We start from the raw sequence: 19,901 nt of genomic DNA, 5'->3' as shown, positions 1-19,901 counted from the left end.
GTCGCATCCCCAGAGTAGCGAACAACCCGCGCGACGGCGAACCGTACATCTCGATGCCGGTCGCCGGTCGGTCAGGAGGCCGCCAGGATGTTCTTCAATTGGTTGATGTCAAGTGTTGCAGCAAGATCCGCGATGGTCACGCCCGACAGCGACGCTCGCCAGGCCTGCTCGGCGGCGGCCATCACCTTTGCGATGCCGCACGCGGAGACGCACTGTTCCGGCGGCGCTGCGAGAATGCCCTGCTGACGGATCTCGGTACATCGGAACGCCGGCTGCGTGCCGTCGACAGCCTGGACCACGTCGAGCACCGTGATGGCGCCGGGGCCGCGGGTGAGTGCGTATCCGCCGTCGCGTCCCTCGGCGGGCACGATCAGGTTCGCCCGCGCCAACGACTGCAGGTGTTTCGCAAGGTATGTCTTGGAGACACCGTGCAACTCCGCGAGCCGGGCCGCAGGTACCGGACGGTCGGCCTGGCTCAGCACCACGCAGCAGTGAAGTGACCACTCCACGCCGGTCGAGAGCTTCATGGCCTCACCCTATCGGCGCACCGGTCTCGAGCCAGTCGTCGAATGTCGTCGGCGCGATCCATGCATCCGCACCCGGAGTGGGCACCAGTGCCGCATCGTCGAGCATCGCGCCGAAATAGCCCGCCTCGGGATCGGTCTGCACGGTTCGCGGATCGCCGGTCGTCGCGAACAGCCGCCGGACCAGTTCGTCGATGCCGATCGCCTCGGGACCCGCGATCTCGACCGTTCCGTCGACCGGCGTCCCGACGACGATCTCGCTGACCCGGCCCACCACGTCGCGCGAGGCGATCGGCTGCAGATGCGCCGGCGTTGCATGTACGACGTCGCCACGGGCCCCCGCATCGGCGATCCCGGCGACGAATTCGAAGAACTGCGTCGACCGCACGATCGAGTACGGGATCGGGCCTGCCTGCACCATCTCCACCTGGGCGAGCTTCGCGCGCATGTACCCCGCGTCGGTGAGCCGGTCGGCGCCGACGATCGACAAGATCACGTGGTGCCCGACGCCGGCGGCCTGTTCCGCGGCGAGCAGATGCTGCGTCGAGTCCCGGAAGAACGCCAGGACGTCGTCGTCGCGCCACGACGGCGAGTTGGTGAGGTCGACGACGACGTCGGCCCCCGCGACCGCTTCCGCGACTCCGTCACCGGTGGTCGTGTCCACGCCCGAACTGCGCCCCAGCGCCACCACGTCGTGGCCCGCCGCGGCGATCTTCGCCTCGACCTGACCACCGATGAGCCCGTTGCCGAAAATGACGACCTTCATGTCGCACCTGCTCCCAGCTACTCGGATATTTACAGTCTCAGTTTACTACGATACTCCATGTCCGAGTCAATGTTCACCTCGCCACAGTTGACGCGTCGGATATTTCCGACATAACATTCCGCATCGTGTCCACCTCCGACGACGTCTTCCTCGCGTTGGCCAACCCGGTCCGCCGCCAGTTGTTGGAGTTGCTCGCCACCGGACCCACGGCCGCCGGCGACCTCAGCGCTCTCTTCACCCTGAGTCGCTCATCGGTCGCCGAACACCTGAAGGTCCTCAAGGACGCGGGTCTCGTCGCCGACGAGGCCCGCGGACGCCACCGGATCTATCACCTGACCGCTGCACCGCTCGCCGACCTGAGCGACTGGCTCCACCCCTTCGAACGCTTCTGGCGTGCCCGACTGTCCGACATCGCCGACATCGCAGAGGACCTCGAATGACCACCGATTCCACTGGCCGCTCCGCGGTGATCCGCGTCGACCAGTTCGTCGCGGCCCGCCCCGACGCCGTCTGGCGCACCCTCACCGAACCCGAACTCGTGGAGCGCTGGTGGGCGCCCGGCGACATCCGGCCCGAGATCGGACATGAGTTCACCCTCGACATGCCGGGTTTCGGACTCCAACCCTGCCGGGTCCTCGAGGTCGATCCGCCGTCCCGGTTCGTCTACACGTTCACCGCGAACTGGACGCTCACCTGGACTTTGGTGCCGGAGGGGACAGGAACGCGCCTGCTGCTCGAGCACTCGGGCTTCGACCTCGACGACACCCGGATGGCCGCGGCGTTCGACCGGATGGGTCCCGGATGGCGCGACGTCGTCCTACCGCGTCTCGCCGAACTCGCGCAGGACCGAACCTGACGAACACCCCTCTACTGAGAGTTTTCCCAGGAACGGTCCGTACACTGCCCGACGCAGGGGAAGGGATCCGATCGGGGAGGTGCGGTTGCAGACCGTCGACGACACCACACAAAAAGTTCAGACAGAGGCTGCAGCACCTCGGGTGAAACCGTCCGCGGGCCGCGCCCACACCGCCGACTTCGTCCGTGTCCTGTTGTTCGCCGGCGTGGTCATCGCACACAGCGTGAACGCCATCAACACCTCGCCTGACGTCATCCGCTCGGCCAACCTCGTCGGCACGTTCTGTCACCTCACCCGCTACGGCTTCGTCGCGGTGACGTTGTTCGTCCTGGTCCTCAGTACCCGCGGCAAGCCGATGACGCCGGTCGCGTTCTGGCGCCGACGATTCGGCCTGGTGGTCGGTCCGTACCTCGTGTGGACACTCCTGTACTCCCTGACCGACCACGTCGTCATCGCCGACAACCCGTGGCCCGGTCCCGGCACCTTCTTCAGCAATCTCGCGCAGGACGTCGTCACCGGCGAGGGCAAGTACCAGCTGTACTTCCTGCTGATCTCCATGCAGATCTATCTGGCCTTCCCCCTGGTCTCCTGGGTTCTCGACCGCACGGCGCACCGCCCCTGGCGAGTGCTCGGCGTCGCCGCCGTGATCCAGATGGCCTCGTTCGTCTTCTACCAGTACCTCCCGCGTCCGAGCGGACCGACGTGGACGCTCGTCTACGACAACCTGTGGAAGACGCTGCCGATGTACGCCCTGTTCGTCGCGATCGGAGCACTCGCCGCCGTGCACCACGAAGCGATGAACGAATGGCTGCGCTCCCACGCGGTCGCGGTGATCTCCGCGTGCGGGATCGGTACCGCCTTCAGTGTCGGCGGCTATCTGCTGGCCACGTCGCCCGGCAATGTCCCGCTGCAGGCGAACACGCCGTGGAATCCTGTGTCGCTCCCATGGTTCCTCGCAGGGCTCACGCTCCTCTGGATGATCGCGCTTGTCTGGAACGCCCGACGCGAATCGAGAGGTGCGCTCTCGTCACGGACTGTGTCGTATGCGTCGTTCCGCGCCTTCGGGGTCTTCGCCGTACACCCGTTGATCCTCGACATCCTCGGCCGCGTCGGCTTCATCGACGCCCTGTTCGAGTGGTTCCCGAACTCGGCCGCCATCCGTACCACCCTGCTGACCGCCCTGGTGCTCACGATGTCACTCGTGGTGGTCGACATCCTGCTGCGCACGCCGGTCAGCAAGTGGCTCACCGCGCGGTCGCGTGTCCCGCTACGGCGGCCGCGGAAGTCTGCGGCCGACTCCGTGGACCGCGAGACGGCCGAGCCCACTGCCGTGGCTGTCGCCACGCCAGGGACCTGACACCTCATACCTGGGTACGCTGGCGAGGATCATGGGCTTTTCGTTTGCACACGTCACGGATGCGGCCGACCTGAACCCCCGGCTTCGCCGCATCCGATTCGAGGTCCCCGACCTGGGACAACTCGGGTTACCGGGACTTGCGGACGACGCAGTCGGGATCTACTTCCCTCGTGAGGGCGAGACCTCTCCCCCGCCGATGCAGCTCCGGGACGGCGTCTGGGCGTATCACGACGTGGCGCCGATCCCCGAGGCCCGCAACTATTCGGTCCGGGCCGTCGACGCCGAGACCCGTTCGATGACTGTCGATTTTGTCGTTCATTCGCACGGCCCGGCCACCCGATGGGCTCAGCAGGCCGAACCCGGCCATCAGGTTGCCATGTCACACGCCCGCGGCTGGTATCGGCCGCCACCGAGCTCCGCATGGCAGCTCTTCGCGTCCGACCTGGCGGGACTGCCTGCGCTTGCCCGCATCCTGGAAGAGCACCAGGGCACGGCCACGATGATCGCAGTGGTGGAGGTCGTCGCCGACGATGACCTCGAGTACCTCGCCGGCGGTTCCGCACACGCCCAGATCGTTCCCCTCGTCGGCAGCGGCAACGGCGTCGGCCCCAGTGTTCTCGGCGACACGATCCGTCGACTCGACCTTCCACCGGGCGCCGGATACTGCTGGTTCGCCGGAGAGGCCGCGCAGTCCCGGGTAGCTCGAAAGTACCTCCGGCAAGAGCGCCGATGGCCGCGCGAGAACTACGACATCATCGGCTACTGGCGCGCCGAAGGCGAACGGTGGGCCCGCCGCTACGCCGAACACGGTGAGCAGTTCTTCGCCATCTACCAGCGCGCGATCGCCCAGGGCAAGGGCGAGAAGGCGGCCGCCGAGGAGTTCGACGAAGCGCTCGAACGAGCCGGCCTGTAGCGCCTGCCCGAACAGCCGGGCGGCTCAGCCGCCGGCCTGCTCGTTGTCCTTCATCGATCCCCACCCGTGCCAGCGTTCGATCTCGACGACGGCTGTCGTGCGGGGCCGTTCACGATCGGGATAGGCGCCGCCCGTGTAGAGGCGCGAGATGCGGTCGATGTCGACGAGGCCCTCGTCGTCGCGGAACTCGACCACCCGTCCCAGCAGCGTGACGTGCGTATACCAGGACTCGTCGTCGAGAACCGTGAGAGTGACCCGAGGGTCTCGCCGCAGATGCTCGAGGCGCACCCGGCCGTTGTCCATGCTCAGCAACACGCGCTCGCCGTCGAGCAGATACCAGGTGGCCGCCGAAACCGGGGCGCCGTCGGAGCGCAGCGTCGCCATCACACACGGATTGGCCTTGGCGAGAAGCTCTTTCGCCGCATCGGGGAGAGGTGGTCGGGACATCTAGTCGGCCTTTCCGAGTCGGTCGACGAGGGCTCGCGCGAGCGGCCCCGACGATGCCGGGTTCTGTCCGGTCAGCAGATTGCGGTCGGTCTCGATATGCGGGGCCCACGGTTCCTCGGCCACCACGTTCAGTCCCGCCTCGGTCAAGCGATCCTGGAGCAACCACGGCGCCTTGTCCGCCAAGCCGGCCTGCTCCTCCTCCGTATTGGTGAAGCCCGTGACTGTGTGGCCGGCAAAGGTGTTCTTGCCGTCTCCGTCGGTTGCTGCCAGCAACGCCGCCGGCCCGTGGCAGACGATCGCCAGCGGACGATCGGCCCCGTTGGCGCCGGAGAGGACCTTCCCGGCCTCCGGGTCGACGGCCAGATCCTCCATCGGGCCGTGCCCGCCGGGGACGAAGACCGCGTCGTAGTCGTCGATCACCACATCGGACAGCGCGATCGGCTTCTGGAACTCGACCGCACTCTCGACGACACTGCGGTAATGATCGGCCGCGTCTGCGGAGCCCGCGCTCTCGGCGGTCAGGCTCCCCTCGTCGACCGGGGGACGCACGCCACCCGGGGTCGCGACGGTGACGTCGTACCCTGCGTCTTTGAAGATCTCCAGGGGCGCGACGGCCTCCTCGGCCCAGAACCCGGTCGGGTGTTTCGTCCCGTCGTCGAGGGTCCAGTGATTCGATCCGGTCATCACGAACAACACGGTGCGTGACATGTCGACCTCCTCAGTCGTTCGAGTACATCCGTTCGGTGACAATTCCACCTCATCGTCAACGTACCCATCTTCGGGTCGATCCATGCCTGCGGTCGTCGAGACGGTCGCCGCGTTCCGCGGAACGCTCAGGAGCCCGTCTCTGCCGGCCGCTCCGGATCCGACGACCACTGCGACCACGAGCCGGGAAACAACGCGCCGGTGAGACCCGCGATCTCCAGAGCAGCGATCTCGTGGGCGGCGTTGACCCCGGAACCGCAATAGGCGATCACATCGGTCCCATCACCGATCCCCAAGGCCGAGAACCGCTCCCGCAGTTCGGCGGCGGGCAGGAACGTACCGTCGGGACCCACGTTCATGGCGGTCGGCGCGCTGACAGCGCCGGGGATGTGACCGGCGCGCGGGTCCACCGGTTCGACCTCACCCCGATACCGTTCTGCGGCACGGGCATCGAGCACCACGGCAGTCGAAGCGGCGGCCGAGGCGGCGACGCCGTCGATGTCGACGACGGGCAGGTGACCGCCGGTCAGCGTGACCGTGCCGGATCGTGGCGTCGCATCTCCCGACGACACCCGGAGCCCCGCCGCCCGCCAGGCACCGAGCCCGCCGTCGAGCATGCGCACATCCGACAGCCCACCCCAGCGCAACAACCACCACGCGCGGGCCGCGGCGAGGTTGCCGGTGTCGTCGTAGACGACCACCGAAGACCCGTCGTCGATGCCCCATCGACGCGCAGCCGCTTGCAGATCCGCGACATCGGGCAACGGGTGCCGCCCCCGCGCGGGCGTCGCGGGCGCCGCCAGCTCGTCGTCGAGGTCGACGAACACCGCGCCCGGGATATGTCCCTCCCGGTAGTGATCGTGACCGTGGCGGTCGGCGAGTTGCCATCGCACGTCGAGAACCACCGGTGGGTGGTCGGACAGCATCGCTTCCGGGAGCTCGTCGGCGGTGATCAACACGAGGGTCATCGGCATGCCCCCGATCATGCCTGCCCGCCGAACCCGGACGACCACGCCGGGAACAATCCGGCGGCCCGTAACATCAAACCGGTGAGCGGTCATCGACTGGTGGCGGCCCCGGACTCACACATCGATCGGAGGTCATGACATGCAGGAGGAGTCGTCGATCCTGGCCTCACTCGGCATCGACCCCGCCACCTCACCCGAACCCCCCGCGGGGGTCTGGGAAGCCGCACTTGCGGGTGCGTTCGACCCGGATGCGGTCGCCGACCCGGCGACCGTCCCCGACATGGACGACACGCCGCCTGCCGATGACGACGACGTCGTCATCGTCGACGATCCGCATGTCGACCATCACGACGCGGCGCATCACGAGACGACCGACTCCGCCACCGGCCACGTGGTCGAACCAGATCTCGACGACACCGCCGCCGACGACGGTGCCGGCCACCACGACGTGGCCGATCAGCCGGATCTGGGCAGCATCGAACATGACGACCACGGCCACGACGGCCACCACGACATCTGAATTCCGGTTGGGGGAGTTGATGGACGAAGCCGTGCTGCTCCTGCAGGCGCGCGATGGCGATCAGCACGCTTTCGCGCAGCTCGTCGCCGCCCACCGCAACCATGTGTGGGCCGTGTGCCTCAACATCTGCGGGAATCAGCACGACGCCGAGGACGCGCTGCAGAACACCCTCGTCGCGGCATGGCAGAACCTGCACAAGTTCCGGGGCGAGGCCCGCTTCTCCACCTGGGTGCATCGCATCGCGGCCAACAACGCGCTCAGCGTGGTGCGTCGCCGGAAATCCAACACCGACATCACCGACTTCACCGATCCGGAACAGCCGATCCAACTCGCCGACGACGAGGGCGGATCGGCCTTCGACGAACGTATCGCGGTGCGTGACGCCGTCCGTGACGCGCTCGCCAAGCTCCCCGACGACTTCCGCGAGGCAGTTGTCCTGCGCGAGTTCGGCGATCTCACCTACGCCGACATCGCCGCCCACCAGGGCGTCGGTGTCCAGACCGTCAAATCACGGCTCAACCGGGCCAGGACCCAACTCACGGAGATCCTGCGCGATCAGATCGGCAACAGCACCGCGCTGTAGCCGCCTCGGGAACGTCCGTTCGGCGTGGCTCTCACGAATTCGCGTCCGGCCAGGGTCGGTCAGTTCCGTCCGGCCATCACCCCACCGTCGGCGTCCTGGGCCATGCACTTCCCGTCGATCCTGACAGCGATGCGCTGTCAGGATCGACGGCCACCTGCTCCTCAACCCACTACGCTGACACGCCTCCGCTCACCGGAGGATCGACGCGACTAGTTCGCGTTCTGGTCGGCCTTGGTGAGGATCACGTACTGCGCCGAGATCGCCTGCTGGACATCCTTCGGGTTGGGCGCGCTGTAGGTGCCGACGTAGCGTCCCTTCTGGACGTAGCACAGGTACCACGTGCCGCTCTCGAGGGTTTTGCTCTGGCACTTGGCAATCGGCAGCCCGGCCGGACTGGGGGCGTCGGCCCAGCCCTGACTCCGGTTGGAAGCCAACGACGTGTCGACGATCTTCTTCGCGCCGTCGGCGGCGGTGGCTCGGTAGACCGTCGACTTCTCCACCGCGTTGGCGGTGGAACCGACGTCGGTGAGCAGCGTGAAGTCGGTCTTGGGATCGCCGCTCATCTGCGCCATGCCCCGCGGGCCGTAGACAGCGCGGATACTGGCGCCGGGAAGGGCGAGGTTCTGACCCTTCTTCAGGTCCTCGTCGCTGTAGGGCAACGCGTAGATCAGCACGTGGTTCTGATCTATGACAGGCGCACTGCTGCCGGTGATCCCGCGCGCCTTGGCCTCGTTCTTCGTCGGCGTGGCGGGGAACTTGTCGATCAGCGCGGTCTGCAGGGCGATGGCTTTCCGGATCGTCGGCTCCTGCAGGACCTGCTGAGTCGGAGGCGTCTCGTACCACTGGTAGAGCACGTACGTGTTGTGCGCGGTGAAGGCCATCATCTGGCTGTTGCCGCCGCTGTTGGTGCGCACGACATGAGTGTCGGGAAGTCCGGGAAGCGTTGTCGTTCGGACCTTGTCGGAGGCGGCGGTCGCATCGGCCATCTGTCGCGCGGCGGCCGCAGCATCGCCTGCGGTGGCATAGCGGAGCACCATGTTGCTCACGCTCTTGGCACCCGTCCGCAGCTTCTCATCGGGAGTGGCGGCGGTACCCACGAAACCCATGAGCATGTTCTTGTTCGCAGGCACCTTCGCGATGTCGGCCGGGAAGACCGGGCCGAGGCTGTTCTGGCCGGTGATCACCATCGTCGGGAGGTTGGCGTTGGTGAGGTCCTCGTCGATCTCGAACGGCACCACCACGAACTGGGCCATCCGCTGCCCTTCGACCTGAAGGATGTTGTCCTGGGTGGCCTTCCCGAATGCGGGGCGCGGATCGGTCGGATAGTTGCCGGTGTCCAGCGCGGCCACGTCGACCGAGGGCTCGGACGTCTGACCGGAGGCGGCGGATTCACTGGTCGCCTGCCCCTGCGTGGTGCATCCCGCGATCGCCGTGATCGCCGCGACGACCCCCACACAGCGCACCATCGGCTGCCAATTCCTCATCGTCTGTGTTCCCCTCGTCGTGTGCGCGCACCGGGTCTCCGTGTCCCGGTCCCGGCCGCTCGATGATCTATACATGTATTCGATGCGACGGCAGCCGGAAAGGTTCCCGCGAAAACGCCTTCACGATTGTGTTGTAAAAGTGCAGGGTAGTGCAGCATGTGAATGAACGGTGCACCCAGCGTCGGTATGCTTCGGCTGGATTTCTGTGTGGTGAGAACCGGGGGAATGTCAGAGATGGGTGAGACCGCAGCGCCGGCAGATGCCGCCGCCCAGGTGGTGGACGGTGCCGTCAAGGTGCTGCGCGCCTACCAGATGGACGCCCTGGCCGACGTTGCCGTGACCAAACTGGAGCGGGACGACCAGACTCGCACCGTCGTGGTGGTGGGGAAGTCCAACGCGGCAAGAGTTCGCTGGTCAACGCACTGATCGGCCGTCGTGACCTGTGCCCGGTCGGCGTGGATGTCACGTCCTCGGTGTCGGTCAGCGTGACCCCGGACCCCGACCTCGATGTCGACAGCACCGCGGAGCTCTTCTTCCCGTCGGGAACCCGGCCGGTGGCAACCGATCAACTCGACCAGTGGGTCACCACCGGCGGCACTCAGGTACTCGATCCGCGGGTCGAGGAACTCCCCACCGCTGCCGCCGTCGCGGTTCGCGACGCGCGGATGTCCGACGTGACCCTGGTGGACACCCCCGGCGTGGGCGGCCTCGACGTCGGTCTGGCGAAACTGGCCACCCGGTCCGCCCAACAGGCCTGCGTACTCGTGCTCGTCTGCGACGCGTCGAGTCCGTTGACCGCACCCGAGATGACGTTCGTGCGGGAGGCGACCGCGACGGTGGATTCGGTTGTCGTGGTGGTCACCAAGACCGACAAGAACCTCCGGCGATGGCGGCACATCGTCGCCGAGAACGAACGGATCCTGGCCGAGCAGCTCCAGCGGAGAGTCACCGTCGTCGGGGTGTCGAGCCTTCTTGCGGTGATGGCCGCCGACATCGCCGACACCGACCAGCGTGATCGGCTGGAAGCCGAGAGCGGGATCGCGACGTTGCGCGCCGAGCTCGCCCGCCGACTCGACGAGACATCGCGCCTGCCACACCTCGACGCCGTACGGACGTGTCTGGAGGGCCTCCGCGTCATCCGCGGGCGAATCGGCCGTGAGCTGGACGCGGTCGAGGCCGGCGCGACATCGCTGCCGGATCTGACCGCCGACCGGGACCGGCTCACCGAACTGCAGGAGCAATCCCGGCAATGGGAGCAGTACCTGGCCCGGGACCTCACGCTGCTTCGTCAGTCTGCCGTCGACGATCTCGAACGACGTCTCGACGACGTCCGCGACAAATGGACCAAGTACGTCAACACCCACGGCATGCAGGTGCTGCGGCGCAGCGAACAGAAGTTCACCGCCGACATGCAGACCGACCTACAGCGGGCGATGGCCGAGACGCTGGCAGGGTTCCTCCAGCGCTTGCACGACACGATCATCGCGCCCCGCTTCCCCGACGATCCGAGCGTGTGGGAAGAACTGAGCACGCGGATCGTCGCGTCGATGCAGGACAAGAGGATCGAGACCCATCAGGTGGGCAGCAAGCGACACGGTCTGCTCGACCCCACCCTGCTGACGATGGGGGTCGTCGGATCATCCACGCTCGGTGGGCTTCTCGGGCTGTCGGCACTGATGGGCGTGGGAGTCGTGGTCGGAACCGTATGGGTGGGAATCAACCTGAGCTTTCGCGCGATCCGGACCGGTAAGTCCAATCTGCTCACCTGGCTGCGTGAGACCATCGCCACCACCAAGGCCGCCACCGGCCGTCTCCTCGACAGCGCGGTGGCGCAGTCCCGCCCGGAGATCATCATCCGATACCGCGAATACCTCCGAGTCAACATCGACGAGTTGCAGAAGACGATCACCGAGGTCCAGAAGGCAGCCACGGCCGATGCCGCCGCCCGCGAGAAGTCGGTCAAGCGCCTGACCAGCAACCTGGAGATCGTCGACAAGCGCATCAGCGCCGCCGAACGGCTCGTCACCGGGGCGACACGGTGAACGCCCCGACCCCGGGCATCCGGCCGGACACCGATCCCGTACACGTGGCCCTCGACCGCGGTTTGCACCAATTGGCCGCGCTCGGTGGCGATCTCGCCGCGCACGCGAACGCGATCGGGACCATTCTCTGGTCGCCGCCACGGGTCGTCATCGTCGGGCGGCTCAAGGCAGGCAAGTCGACCCTGGTGAACGCGTTGATCGGTGCGCCGGTCGCCGAGACCGCGGCCTTGGAGGCGACCAATGTGGTCACTGTCTACCAAGACGGCTCGCCGTCGCGGGCCGAGGTGGTCGGGATGGACGGCCATCGACATCCGGTCGCGGTCCACCGCGACCATGCCATCCGGCTGCCATTGGAGACCCCCGACATCGCGTTCGTCGACAGGTGGCTGCCGTCGGCGGCGCTACGCCGGCTGACGCTCATCGACACACCCGGCCTGTCGACCCTGACGGTGGCCAACGATTCGGCCACCCGGCGGGTGATGATCGACGGTTTCGAACAGACCCGCACCGCATCGATCGACGCCGACGCCGCGGTGTTCCTCTTCGACGCCGCACCCCGATCCGACGAGATCGACTTCCTGGCGCGCCTGCCGTTCACGCCGCTCAACATGCTGGGCGTGCTGTCGCGGGCGGACTCGTTCGGCGAGGGCGCGCTGGGCCGGGTCGACCCGCTCGCCCACGCCGCCCGTCACGCCGAACGGATGGCAGAGCAGTTGTCCGACACGGTGAGTGCAGTGGTACCGATCTCCGGCCTGATGGCTCAGACCAGTCACACGGGGATGCTCACCGAGCAGTCGGCCGGCGCGCTGGCGCGGCTGCAGGGCATGGCACCGCTGGATGTGGTGCGCGCCTTCGACAACGACGACGCCGACAACATCCTGCCGGTGCCGATGCGCGAACACCTGCTCGCACTCCTCGGTGAGTACGGAATTCTCAACGGACGCGCGATCGCCGCACGTGGGGCGACCGCACTCAACGCATGGCTCAGCGAGCGGTCGGGCATCGCCGGACTGCATCACGTGCTGAACGAATCAACTGCGCGGTTCGCGGTACTGCATCGCGCCCACCGCATCCTCGCCCGCCTCGACCAACTCGCGTTCACCCATCCCGCGCGCGACCACATCCGATCGCTGACCATGAGCCTGCGGTCCTCTCCCGCACTGCATCTGGTGTCGGTACTCGAGGATTATCAGCGCATGCTGCGAACCGACCCCCGCGCCGTGGTCACCGAGGAACTGCACACCATCCTGGTCGCCACGTCGCCGGCCGGTCGGGTCGGACTACCCGACCAGGCTCCCGCACACGCGGTGTCCGCCGAAGCGCAGCGACGACTCGCGATGGCGCAGCAACGGTCCCTGGCGACGAGTTCGGCGGCCGAGGATGCCGCGATCGTCACCCTGATACGCACCTACACGCCGTTGAGCACCAGATGACCGGCCATCCGACACCGCCCCGAACCCCGACACCGCAGAGAACCCGACACCGCAGAGAACACAGGACACTTCACACATGTCACCCACCGCATGGACCCTGGCGATCGACTTCGGCACCTCCAATTCCGCTGCCGCACACTCGGGTGCGACCAGTGGCGGGATCGAGACGCTGTCGCTGACCCACACCAGCAATCTCATGCCGTCCGCGGTCTATGTGGGCGCCCCCGACCACATCACGGTCGGCGACGCCGCGCTCGATCGGGCCCAGCAGAATCCGGCCGGGTTCGTGGCGTCACCGAAGCGGCTGATCGGCGGCGGGCCGATGTGCACCGTCAACGGGTACACCTTTCCGACGTACGTACTCGTCGCGGCGGTGGTGGGCGCGATCGTGCAGCGGGGCAAGGCCGCCCATGCCGGGTTGCCCCCGGCTCAAGTGGTGATCACCCATCCGGAGGCGTGGGCGCAGCAACAGATTCGCGTGCTCATCGACGGCGCCGCCCAGGCGGGGATCGATCCCGCGCGCGTCACCACCATCTCCGAGCCCCGCGCCGCGGCGGCACACTATTCGCGTTCCCATGCGATGCAACCCGGCGCCCGGATCGCCGTATTCGACTTCGGCGGCGGCACACTGGACATCGCCGTCCTGACAGTCACCGACGAGAACGCGTTCTCGGTGGTGGCCGCACGCGGCAACAACGGGCTGGGCGGCAAGAACCTCGACGCCCTCGTCCAGCGATGGGTCGAACAGCGACTCGAGGACCGCGACCCGAACCTGGTCACCTATCTGCGGCGGCAGGCTCCCCTCGACGTGGTGCAGAGCCTGCAGGACTCGATCCGGCGAGCCAAGGAACTGTTGTCGGAGGCGCCGTCCGCGACCATCACCGTGCCCGCCCCCACCGGCCGACAGACCCTGCAGATCACCCGCGACGAGTTCGACGAACTCATCGCCCCGGCGGTGGACCAGGCCATGCAGCTCACCAGGGCGACATTGCTCGACGCCGGGATCACCCATCCGGAACAACTCACCGCGCTGTACCTGACCGGGGGGTCGTCGCGGATTCCACTGGTCCAGCAACGACTCGGCGAGCTCGGCCCGGTCGCCACCCTCGACGACCCGAAAACGGTTGTCGCCCAAGGTGCACTGGTCACCGCCCTGGCTGAGGCAGCGCCCGCCACCAACGAGCGCGGTGTGGTCGTCCCGGGTGCGGGCGACCTCATGCCGTCGTGGCATGGCCAGGGCCCATCGGCCGCCGGACAATCAGCGGGCCCCCGTACACCTGCGGGTGGGCAACCGTATGGGCGGCAACCGCACGTGGCCCCGGAGTTCACCGCCCCGAACCCGACCGCAGGCACTCCGCGGCGATGGGGGCGTATCGGTGCCATCGCGGTGGCGGTCGTCGCCGTCGTCGGCATCGGCGCCGGGACCGTCGCGCTGATGTCGCGCGACGACGGCACGCCCGATCCCGCGACCGCGGCCGGGGAGAGCAGCGTGGCGGCGACCGGGGAGGTCGGCAAGGACGGGGGCATGATCGTCACCGACGAAGCACAACTGATGTCGACCCTGCCCGCGCCGCTGAAGGACGCCACCACCAACTGCATCAAGGTCGGATTCTCCCGGAACGACGCGCTCAAGATGCAGTGCAACTTCTCCGACGACGGTGCATTGGCAGACCTCAAGCGGTCCGACGCCGGCTCGTACTTCATGTTGTTCGAGGTCGACGAGAGCGAGGCGAAGGCCAAGATCGTCGGCATCCGCAACGGCACCTACAGCCAGGGCAAGGGCACCCTCGTCGAGGACGACAACCGTCTCTCGGCTGCGGACATCAAGCTGGCGTCGAGTGTCTCCGACTCGTACAACATCGACTTCGCGAGCACTGCGTCGGACCTGGTGGTCACCGTCTTCGGGCTCGGTTCCGTAGAGGACGGCAAGACGTTTCTCACCCGTTCCGGATTGATTTCCTGACGGCGGGAACATTCCGGTCGGATCGCTGCATCCAATCCCCGACAACAACACAACAGCTTGGTTCACCGAACACAGGAAGGCGGACCCCATGTCCGACAGCACGCAGACCAGCAACCCGACCGTCCCCGCGAACCCCTCGATCAGCCCCGACGCACCCTACGATCCGTCGGCGCCGGAGAACTCGAGCGCTGCCGGTTCGAGCGCCGCGACCGCCCCGGCGACTCCGGCCGAGCCGGCCGACCCGACTGATCGGACCACCGACGATGCACCCACCGGCGGCGCCGAGGTCAAGTCGGCGGTCGACACCGACGGCGACGGCCGCCCCGACGTGGTGCACGCCACCGACGCATCCGGGACCGACGTCAACGCCTACCTCGACGACCAGGGCAACGTCATGCTGGTGGAGGCCGACACCGACGGCAACGGCACCTTCGAGACGCTGGTCCACGCCGGTGCCGACGGCAGCACCATCGTCGAGGTCGACTCCGACGACGACGGGAAGGCCGACACCCTCGCGAAGGTCGACGCGGACGGACAGATCCGCCAGGTCGACGTCGTGGAGAACGGTCAGGTCACCAGCTCGACCATCGACGTCGACGGCGACGGCACCCCCGACGTCCAGCTCGTCGATACCGACCACGACGGCGGGTTCGACGCGACCGTCCTCGATGTGGACAACGACGGCAAGGCCGACACGGTGCTCCGCGACACCGACGGTGACGGTCAGGCCGACACCATGGGTCACATCAACGGCGGTCCCGCCGATTCCGCCGCCCCGGACGACGACCCGTCGTTGCCCGAGGACGAACCGTCGGTTCCCGACACCGATGCCGGCGGCTACGACGATCACGGCTCGGACGACGCGCACGACATGCCCGACGTGATCTGATCTCGACTCCCCTCCCGCCGGGGGCGGCGACCTCCGTGTCGCCGCCCCCGGCGGCGTTTCACCACGATCACCGAACCTCCTCGGCGAGAACGGAAACGGACCGTGACCAACGTGATGACCCCCGGCAGCGTTTGCGTGGACGGAAACCTCCATACCCTCGGCTCCGCGCCGCACCTCACCGTGGGCCGCCACGCCGACAACGACATCGTGGTCGATCATCCGCTGGTGGCCGACCATCACCTGCACATCGACTGGCGTGGCCATGCGTGGTTGCTCACCGCAGCCGATGCGGAGGCCGCGATGTTCGCGGCCGGCCGGCCCGTCACCGAACTGACGGTCACCGGTGTGGTCCAGGTCCACCTGGGCAGTCCGGGACGGGGACCTGTCCTGGTGGTGGCGCTCGCCGACGACCGCCTCGCCACCGCGGAGCGCGACGGAAACCCGTTCGGCGGCGGGCACCCGACGTGGGGGGTGGCGTCGCCGATGCCTCGCCGGCTGCGAGGAGCACCGCATCTGCGGCCCATGCGCCAGAATGCCGACGGCGGCGCCGTCCTCTCACTGCGTGACGGCGTGTGCACCATCGGGAGGAGCCCCGACAACGACCTCGTCGTCGACGACATGCTCGCCTCTCGACGGCACGCACGCATCACCACCGGCACCGAGATCCGGATCGAGGATCTCGGGAGCATCAACGGCACGCACGTCAACGGGCATCGCGTCGACCGTTCGGTGCTGCACGACGGTGACGCCGTGACCGTCGGCAACAGCGACTTCCTGGTGTCGGGACGCGCGCTGATCCGCGGTCGTGCGCACGGCGCCGTCGACGACGGGCTGCAGCTGCACGGCGTGGGGTTGATCGTCGACGGCGACAAACAGTTGCTGCGCGACGTCGAGTTCAGCGCGGCGCCGGGCACGTTGACGGCGGTGATCGGACCGTCCGGCGCGGGCAAATCGACGGTGTCGAAGGTCGCGGCCGGACTCCAGATGCCCACCGGCGGCCAGGTGACCTTCGAGGGTCGCGACGTCCATGCCGACTACGACGCCCTGCGCACCCGGATCGGCATGGTGCCCCAGCAAGATGTGTTGCACCACAAGCTCACGCTGCGACAGGCCCTGCGGTACGCCGCGGAACTACGGCTCCCACCGGATCTCTCGGCCGACGACCGGGACACGGTGATCGGCGGAGTACTCGGCGAACTGCAACTGCTCGAGCATCTGGACACCCGGGTCGACAAGCTCTCCGGTGGACAACGCAAGCGAGCCTCGGTGGCGATGGAGTTGCTGACCGGTCCGTCGCTGCTGATCCTCGACGAGCCCACGTCCGGCCTGGACCCCGCACTCGACCGGCAGGTCATGGCCACTCTGCGACGTCTTGCCGACGCCGGACGTGTGGTCGTCGTCGTCACGCATTCGCTGACCTACCTGTCGATGTGCGATCAGGTCCTGCTCCTCGCGCCCGGCGGCCAGACCGCGTTTGTCGGGGCGCCCGCCGAGGTGGTCTCCGCGATGGGCACCGACGACTGGGCCGAGATCTTCGCGTTTGTCGCCGCCCACCCCGACACGGCGCACGAACGTCATCGGCGTACCCGGCAGCCTTCGCCACCGATGGCGCCACGACCGCCCGGCCCGGCCGCGGCAGCACCACGGGGCAGCGCGCTCCGGCAGGCCGACACCATCGCGCGCAGACAGATCCGCCTGATCCTGGCCGACACCGGCTATCTCGTCTTCCTCGTGGTGATGCCGATCGTGCTCGGCCTGTTGACGCTGGTCATCCCCGGCTCGGAGGGTTTCGCGGTCAATCGCGCGCCCGACACCGCGGGCGAAGCTCTACAGGTCCTGGTGATCCTCACGGTCGGGGCCACCTTCATGGGTACCGCGCTGACCGTGCGCGACCTGGTCGCCGAACGCGACATCTACGAACGTGAACGTGCCGTCGGGCTGCAACCCGGCGCGTATCTGTCGGCGAAGGTCATCGTGTTCGGTGCCGCGGCGATCATCCAGACCTTCGTGATGGTCGCCATCACCTACGTCGGCAAAGGTGTGCCGGCCGGCGGCGTCATCGGCCCGGCGCCGTTCGAACTGTTCTGCGCTGTCGCCGCGCTGGCCTGCGTCAGCACGCTGGTCGGACTGACGATCTCGGCAACGGTTCGTTCCACCGAGCAGACGATGCCGCCGATGGTCATCGTCGTCATCTCCCAGCTGGTGTTCTGCGGCGGCCTGTTCCGGCTCACCACCCCGGGCCTCCAACAACTCTCCTGGCTGTTCCCGTCGTATTGGGGGTACGCCGTGTCGGCGGCATCTGTCGACCTGAACACGATCTCTCCGCTGGCCCCGCAGACCGCGGGCGCACAGCTGTGGGAGCCCTCCATCATGACGCTCGTGCTGGGCTACAGCGCCCTGCTGTTGACCGCGACGGTCCTGCTCGGTGTCACCGCGTCGAAGCTGCGGCTGGAGAGGCCGGCTCCACCGCGGCCGGCGAGCGCCGTGACCCGACCGTGACCGACGTCCCGATTGCGTTGCACCGCGTGCCCCGGAACGGCACGGGCCGGCGCGTCACACCTAGCGTCGAGGTATGACTTCGCTCCGACCCCACCGCTCCCGGACCGACCGATGAGAGTGCTGGTCACCGGTGCCACCGGATATGTCGGCTCCCGCCTGGTCTGCGCGCTCGTCGAGCGTGGTGACGATGTCGTGGTGACCAGCCGCCGACCGGAATCACTGCGACGTTTCGGTTGGTATGACCGGGTCACGGCGATCGCCATGGACGCCGACGACAGCACATCCGCACACGATGCGGTGACCGGCGCGGGCGACGTCGACGCGCTCTACTTCCTCGTGCACGGCATCGGTCAGCAGGACTTCGACGATGCCGACACCCGCGCCGCCCACAACGTCGCGGTCGCCGCACGCGCAGCAGACGTGCGCCGGATCGTCTACCTGGGCGGCTTCGTACCCGACTGCGACCACGACGAACTGTCCAAGCACCTGCGCAGTCGCGCCGAGGTCGGCGCGGCCCTCGACCTACCGGACGGCCCCGATCTGGTGTGGCTGCGGGCCGCGGTGATCCTGGGTGCGGGCTCCACGTCCTTCGAGATCATCCGATATGTGGCCGACCGGCTCGCGGTGATCCCGCAACCGAGCTGGGTCGACAATCCGATGGACCCGATCTCGGTCCGCGACGTCATCCACTACCTCGTCGCGGTCATCGACCCCGCCTTCCCCGCGGGTACCTACGACATCGCCGGGCCCGACGTCGGCACACGGTACGAGTCGGTGCTGTCGGAGTACATCCGCGCCATCCGGCAACCGCGTCTCCGACTACCGGTGCCCTTCGTGAACTCTCACCTCGCCGGTCGTGTGACCGGAATGGTCGTGCCGGTGCCGAGCTCGCTCACCGCAGACCTCGTGGCTTCGCTCAGCCAGCCGATGACCGCGACCGAACACGCCATCCGCGAACTGGTCCCCGAACCGCCGAACGGGTTGACGCCGATGCGGGAGGCCATCGAATCAGCGGTCCACACCACGTCGCCGCGACCCGTGTGCGCCCTGGCCGACCCGCATCACCTGGCCGACACCGACCCCGGATGGGCCGGCGGCGACCTGATGCGGATTCGGCGCGCGATCACCGGCGGGATCGGTTCCGTGGTGGGCTTCACGGCGCGACGAGTGCGAGGCGTGGTATCCCTGCTGTCAGGATGACTGCCACTTTCGACGACCTCAGACGCCGGCTCACCGCCCCGGCACCGGCCACCCGACTCGACGATCCGGCCACCCTGACCCGGAGACGGCGAGTGGTGGCGATCTTCCTCGTCCTGGGTGCGGTGGTCCTGGGCGTCTCACTCTCGTCCGATCCGGGCGACGCGTCGTTTTATCCGCTCACGATCGCGCTCGCGGCGGTCTGGATCGTCGGCGGGATTCTCTCGGGCCCCATCCGTCTCGGGCGTTTCGGCTACCGCGGCGGGACGTCGGCAGGCGATGCCGCCGTGCTCGGCACCCTCACCGGACTGCTCGTCGGCGCGGCCTTCGTCGTCGGGGCGCTGATCACCCGGGAGATCCCGGTACTCGCGGACCTCGTCACACAGGTCCTCGACCTCGGTGACCGCGGAAGTATCGTCGCGGTCACCGTGATCACGCTCGGAAACGGAATGGCCGAGGAACTGTTCTTCCGTGGTGGCGTGTATTCGGCCGCGCAGAACCGTCATCCGGTGCTGGTGTCGACGGTGTTGTACACCCTCGCCACCCTCGCCAGTGGCAACCCGATGCTCGGATTCGCCGCGATCATCCTGGGCGCCACGTGTGCGGTGCTACGACGATCCACCGATGGCGTCCTGGCACCGATCTGCACCCACGTCGTGTGGGGTGCGGTGGTCCTGTTCTGCCTTCCGCCGATCTTCGGGTGAGTCCGGCGGGGCCGACCAGGTGGCGGCGCCTGCGCCATAGACTGGCGAGCG

20 protein-coding genes are annotated in these 19,901 nt (G+C 67.8%); 14 read left to right on the top strand and 6 right to left on the bottom strand.

Annotated elements, in window-relative coordinates:
* Positions 1-71: 71 nt before the first annotated feature.
* Complete coding sequence (locus GTV32_RS19110) at positions 72-527, bottom strand: Rrf2 family transcriptional regulator (RefSeq protein WP_161061642.1); 456 nt, start codon at positions 525-527, stop codon at positions 72-74.
* Between the two features lie 4 nt (positions 528-531).
* Positions 532-1,290, bottom strand: coding sequence for an SDR family oxidoreductase (locus GTV32_RS19105; protein ID WP_161061641.1), 759 nt, complete (start codon positions 1,288-1,290; stop codon positions 532-534).
* A 122-nt stretch (positions 1,291-1,412) separates the two neighbouring features.
* On the opposite strand from GTV32_RS19105, the gene GTV32_RS19100 reads away from it, so the two are divergent.
* From GTV32_RS19100 to GTV32_RS19085, 4 genes are all read left to right on the top strand, one after another.
* Positions 1,413-1,730 carry a metalloregulator ArsR/SmtB family transcription factor gene (locus tag GTV32_RS19100; protein ID WP_343287459.1) on the top strand — a complete coding sequence of 106 codons (318 nt, stop codon included), beginning with the start codon at positions 1,413-1,415 and terminating at the stop codon, positions 1,728-1,730.
* Complete coding sequence (locus GTV32_RS19095) at positions 1,727-2,146, top strand: SRPBCC domain-containing protein (protein ID WP_161061639.1); 420 nt, start codon at positions 1,727-1,729, stop codon at positions 2,144-2,146. The genes GTV32_RS19100 and GTV32_RS19095 overlap by 4 nt, the downstream gene beginning before the upstream one ends.
* A gap of 142 nt (positions 2,147-2,288) precedes the next feature.
* Positions 2,289-3,503, top strand: coding sequence for an acyltransferase (locus tag GTV32_RS19090; RefSeq protein ID WP_343287393.1), 1,215 nt, complete (start codon positions 2,289-2,291; stop codon positions 3,501-3,503).
* Between the two features lie 31 nt (positions 3,504-3,534).
* Entirely contained in the window at positions 3,535-4,416 is an 882-nt protein-coding gene (locus GTV32_RS19085; protein WP_161061638.1) for a siderophore-interacting protein, read from the top strand.
* 24 nt (positions 4,417-4,440) lie between these two features.
* Here the strand turns inward: GTV32_RS19085 and GTV32_RS19080 are convergent, their stop codons facing one another.
* The 3 genes from GTV32_RS19080 to GTV32_RS19070 form a co-directional block, all read right to left on the bottom strand.
* Positions 4,441-4,863 (bottom strand): PPOX class F420-dependent oxidoreductase, encoded by a 423-nt coding sequence (locus GTV32_RS19080; RefSeq protein WP_161061637.1) that lies wholly within the window; start codon positions 4,861-4,863, stop codon positions 4,441-4,443.
* Positions 4,864-5,571: a type 1 glutamine amidotransferase domain-containing protein gene (locus GTV32_RS19075; protein ID WP_161061636.1), complete on the bottom strand. Its 708-nt coding sequence runs from the start codon at positions 5,569-5,571 to the stop codon at positions 4,864-4,866.
* Between the two features lie 125 nt (positions 5,572-5,696).
* Complete coding sequence (locus GTV32_RS19070) at positions 5,697-6,536, bottom strand: sulfurtransferase (protein ID WP_161062643.1); 840 nt, start codon at positions 6,534-6,536, stop codon at positions 5,697-5,699.
* Between the two features lie 139 nt (positions 6,537-6,675).
* Between GTV32_RS19070 and GTV32_RS19065 the strand changes: the two genes are divergently transcribed.
* Both GTV32_RS19065 and GTV32_RS19060 read left to right on the top strand, forming a co-directional pair.
* Positions 6,676-7,056 (top strand): hypothetical protein, encoded by a 381-nt coding sequence (locus tag GTV32_RS19065; RefSeq protein ID WP_161061635.1) that lies wholly within the window; start codon positions 6,676-6,678, stop codon positions 7,054-7,056.
* Positions 7,057-7,075: 19 nt separating this feature from the next.
* Positions 7,076-7,639: a sigma-70 family RNA polymerase sigma factor gene (locus tag GTV32_RS19060; RefSeq protein ID WP_161062642.1), complete on the top strand. Its 564-nt coding sequence runs from the start codon at positions 7,076-7,078 to the stop codon at positions 7,637-7,639.
* A 209-nt stretch (positions 7,640-7,848) separates the two neighbouring features.
* On the opposite strand, the gene GTV32_RS19055 is transcribed toward GTV32_RS19060, so the two are convergent.
* A complete protein-coding gene (locus GTV32_RS19055) occupies positions 7,849-9,123 on the bottom strand; it encodes a hypothetical protein (protein ID WP_161061634.1) in 1,275 nt (424 codons plus the stop codon).
* Positions 9,124-9,357: 234 nt separating this feature from the next.
* Between GTV32_RS19055 and GTV32_RS23650 the strand changes: the two genes are divergently transcribed.
* The 8 genes from GTV32_RS23650 (at position 9,358) to GTV32_RS19020 (ending at position 19,850) form a co-directional block, all read left to right on the top strand.
* Positions 9,358-9,549 carry a hypothetical protein gene (locus GTV32_RS23650; protein WP_237421593.1) on the top strand — a complete coding sequence of 64 codons (192 nt, stop codon included), beginning with the start codon at positions 9,358-9,360 and terminating at the stop codon, positions 9,547-9,549.
* On the top strand, positions 9,534-11,165 hold the full coding sequence (locus tag GTV32_RS19050) for a dynamin family protein (RefSeq protein ID WP_343287458.1): 1,632 nt from the start codon (positions 9,534-9,536) through the stop codon (positions 11,163-11,165). Before GTV32_RS23650 ends, GTV32_RS19050 begins: the two co-directional genes overlap by 16 nt.
* Positions 11,162-12,598 carry a GTPase gene (locus GTV32_RS19045; protein ID WP_343287392.1) on the top strand — a complete coding sequence of 479 codons (1,437 nt, stop codon included), beginning with the start codon at positions 11,162-11,164 and terminating at the stop codon, positions 12,596-12,598. Before GTV32_RS19050 ends, GTV32_RS19045 begins: the two co-directional genes overlap by 4 nt.
* 76 nt (positions 12,599-12,674) lie before the next feature.
* The gene (locus GTV32_RS19040; protein WP_161061633.1) at positions 12,675-14,561 is read left to right on the top strand and encodes an Hsp70 family protein; all 1,887 of its coding nucleotides are present in this window, start codon (positions 12,675-12,677) and stop codon (positions 14,559-14,561) included.
* An 88-nt stretch (positions 14,562-14,649) separates the two neighbouring features.
* Positions 14,650-15,450 carry a hypothetical protein gene (locus GTV32_RS19035; protein WP_161061632.1) on the top strand — a complete coding sequence of 267 codons (801 nt, stop codon included), beginning with the start codon at positions 14,650-14,652 and terminating at the stop codon, positions 15,448-15,450.
* A gap of 114 nt (positions 15,451-15,564) precedes the next feature.
* The gene (locus GTV32_RS19030) at positions 15,565-17,949 is read left to right on the top strand and encodes an ATP-binding cassette domain-containing protein (protein WP_161062640.1); all 2,385 of its coding nucleotides are present in this window, start codon (positions 15,565-15,567) and stop codon (positions 17,947-17,949) included.
* 111 nt (positions 17,950-18,060) lie between these two features.
* Positions 18,061-19,149 (top strand): NAD(P)H-binding protein, encoded by a 1,089-nt coding sequence (locus tag GTV32_RS19025; protein ID WP_161061631.1) that lies wholly within the window; start codon positions 18,061-18,063, stop codon positions 19,147-19,149.
* Positions 19,146-19,850, top strand: coding sequence for a type II CAAX endopeptidase family protein (locus GTV32_RS19020; protein WP_161061630.1), 705 nt, complete (start codon positions 19,146-19,148; stop codon positions 19,848-19,850). The genes GTV32_RS19025 and GTV32_RS19020 overlap by 4 nt, the downstream gene beginning before the upstream one ends.
* Positions 19,851-19,901 lie beyond the last annotated feature (51 nt).

Source organism: Gordonia sp. SID5947, assembly GCF_009862785.1.
Lineage (GTDB): Bacteria > Actinomycetota > Actinomycetes > Mycobacteriales > Mycobacteriaceae > Gordonia.
Note: the sequence above shows the minus strand (reverse complement) of the source record. Positions and strands in the feature narration are given on the sequence as shown.

Excerpts from the sequence above, each read along its gene's own strand:
- GTV32_RS19110 (WP_161061642.1), bottom strand. The coding sequence starts at position 527 with ATGAAGCTCTCGACCGGCGTGGAGTGGTCACTTCACTGCTGCGTGGTG.
- GTV32_RS19105 (WP_161061641.1), bottom strand. The coding sequence starts at position 1,290 with ATGAAGGTCGTCATTTTCGGCAACGGGCTCATCGGTGGTCAGGTCGAG.
- GTV32_RS19095 (WP_161061639.1), top strand. The coding sequence starts at position 1,727 with ATGACCACCGATTCCACTGGCCGCTCCGCGGTGATCCGCGTCGACCAG.
- GTV32_RS19085 (WP_161061638.1), top strand. The coding sequence starts at position 3,535 with ATGGGCTTTTCGTTTGCACACGTCACGGATGCGGCCGACCTGAACCCC.
- GTV32_RS19080 (WP_161061637.1), bottom strand. The coding sequence starts at position 4,863 with ATGTCCCGACCACCTCTCCCCGATGCGGCGAAAGAGCTTCTCGCCAAG.
- GTV32_RS19075 (WP_161061636.1), bottom strand. The coding sequence starts at position 5,571 with ATGTCACGCACCGTGTTGTTCGTGATGACCGGATCGAATCACTGGACC.
- GTV32_RS19070 (WP_161062643.1), bottom strand. The coding sequence starts at position 6,536 with ATGACCCTCGTGTTGATCACCGCCGACGAGCTCCCGGAAGCGATGCTG.
- GTV32_RS19065 (WP_161061635.1), top strand. The coding sequence starts at position 6,676 with ATGCAGGAGGAGTCGTCGATCCTGGCCTCACTCGGCATCGACCCCGCC.
- GTV32_RS19060 (WP_161062642.1), top strand. The coding sequence starts at position 7,076 with ATGGACGAAGCCGTGCTGCTCCTGCAGGCGCGCGATGGCGATCAGCAC.
- GTV32_RS19055 (WP_161061634.1), bottom strand. The coding sequence starts at position 9,123 with ATGAGGAATTGGCAGCCGATGGTGCGCTGTGTGGGGGTCGTCGCGGCG.
- GTV32_RS23650 (WP_237421593.1), top strand. The coding sequence starts at position 9,358 with ATGGGTGAGACCGCAGCGCCGGCAGATGCCGCCGCCCAGGTGGTGGAC.
- GTV32_RS19040 (WP_161061633.1), top strand. The coding sequence starts at position 12,675 with ATGTCACCCACCGCATGGACCCTGGCGATCGACTTCGGCACCTCCAAT.
- GTV32_RS19035 (WP_161061632.1), top strand. The coding sequence starts at position 14,650 with ATGTCCGACAGCACGCAGACCAGCAACCCGACCGTCCCCGCGAACCCC.
- GTV32_RS19030 (WP_161062640.1), top strand. The coding sequence starts at position 15,565 with ATGACCCCCGGCAGCGTTTGCGTGGACGGAAACCTCCATACCCTCGGC.
- GTV32_RS19025 (WP_161061631.1), top strand. The coding sequence starts at position 18,061 with ATGAGAGTGCTGGTCACCGGTGCCACCGGATATGTCGGCTCCCGCCTG.
- GTV32_RS19020 (WP_161061630.1), top strand. The coding sequence starts at position 19,146 with ATGACTGCCACTTTCGACGACCTCAGACGCCGGCTCACCGCCCCGGCA.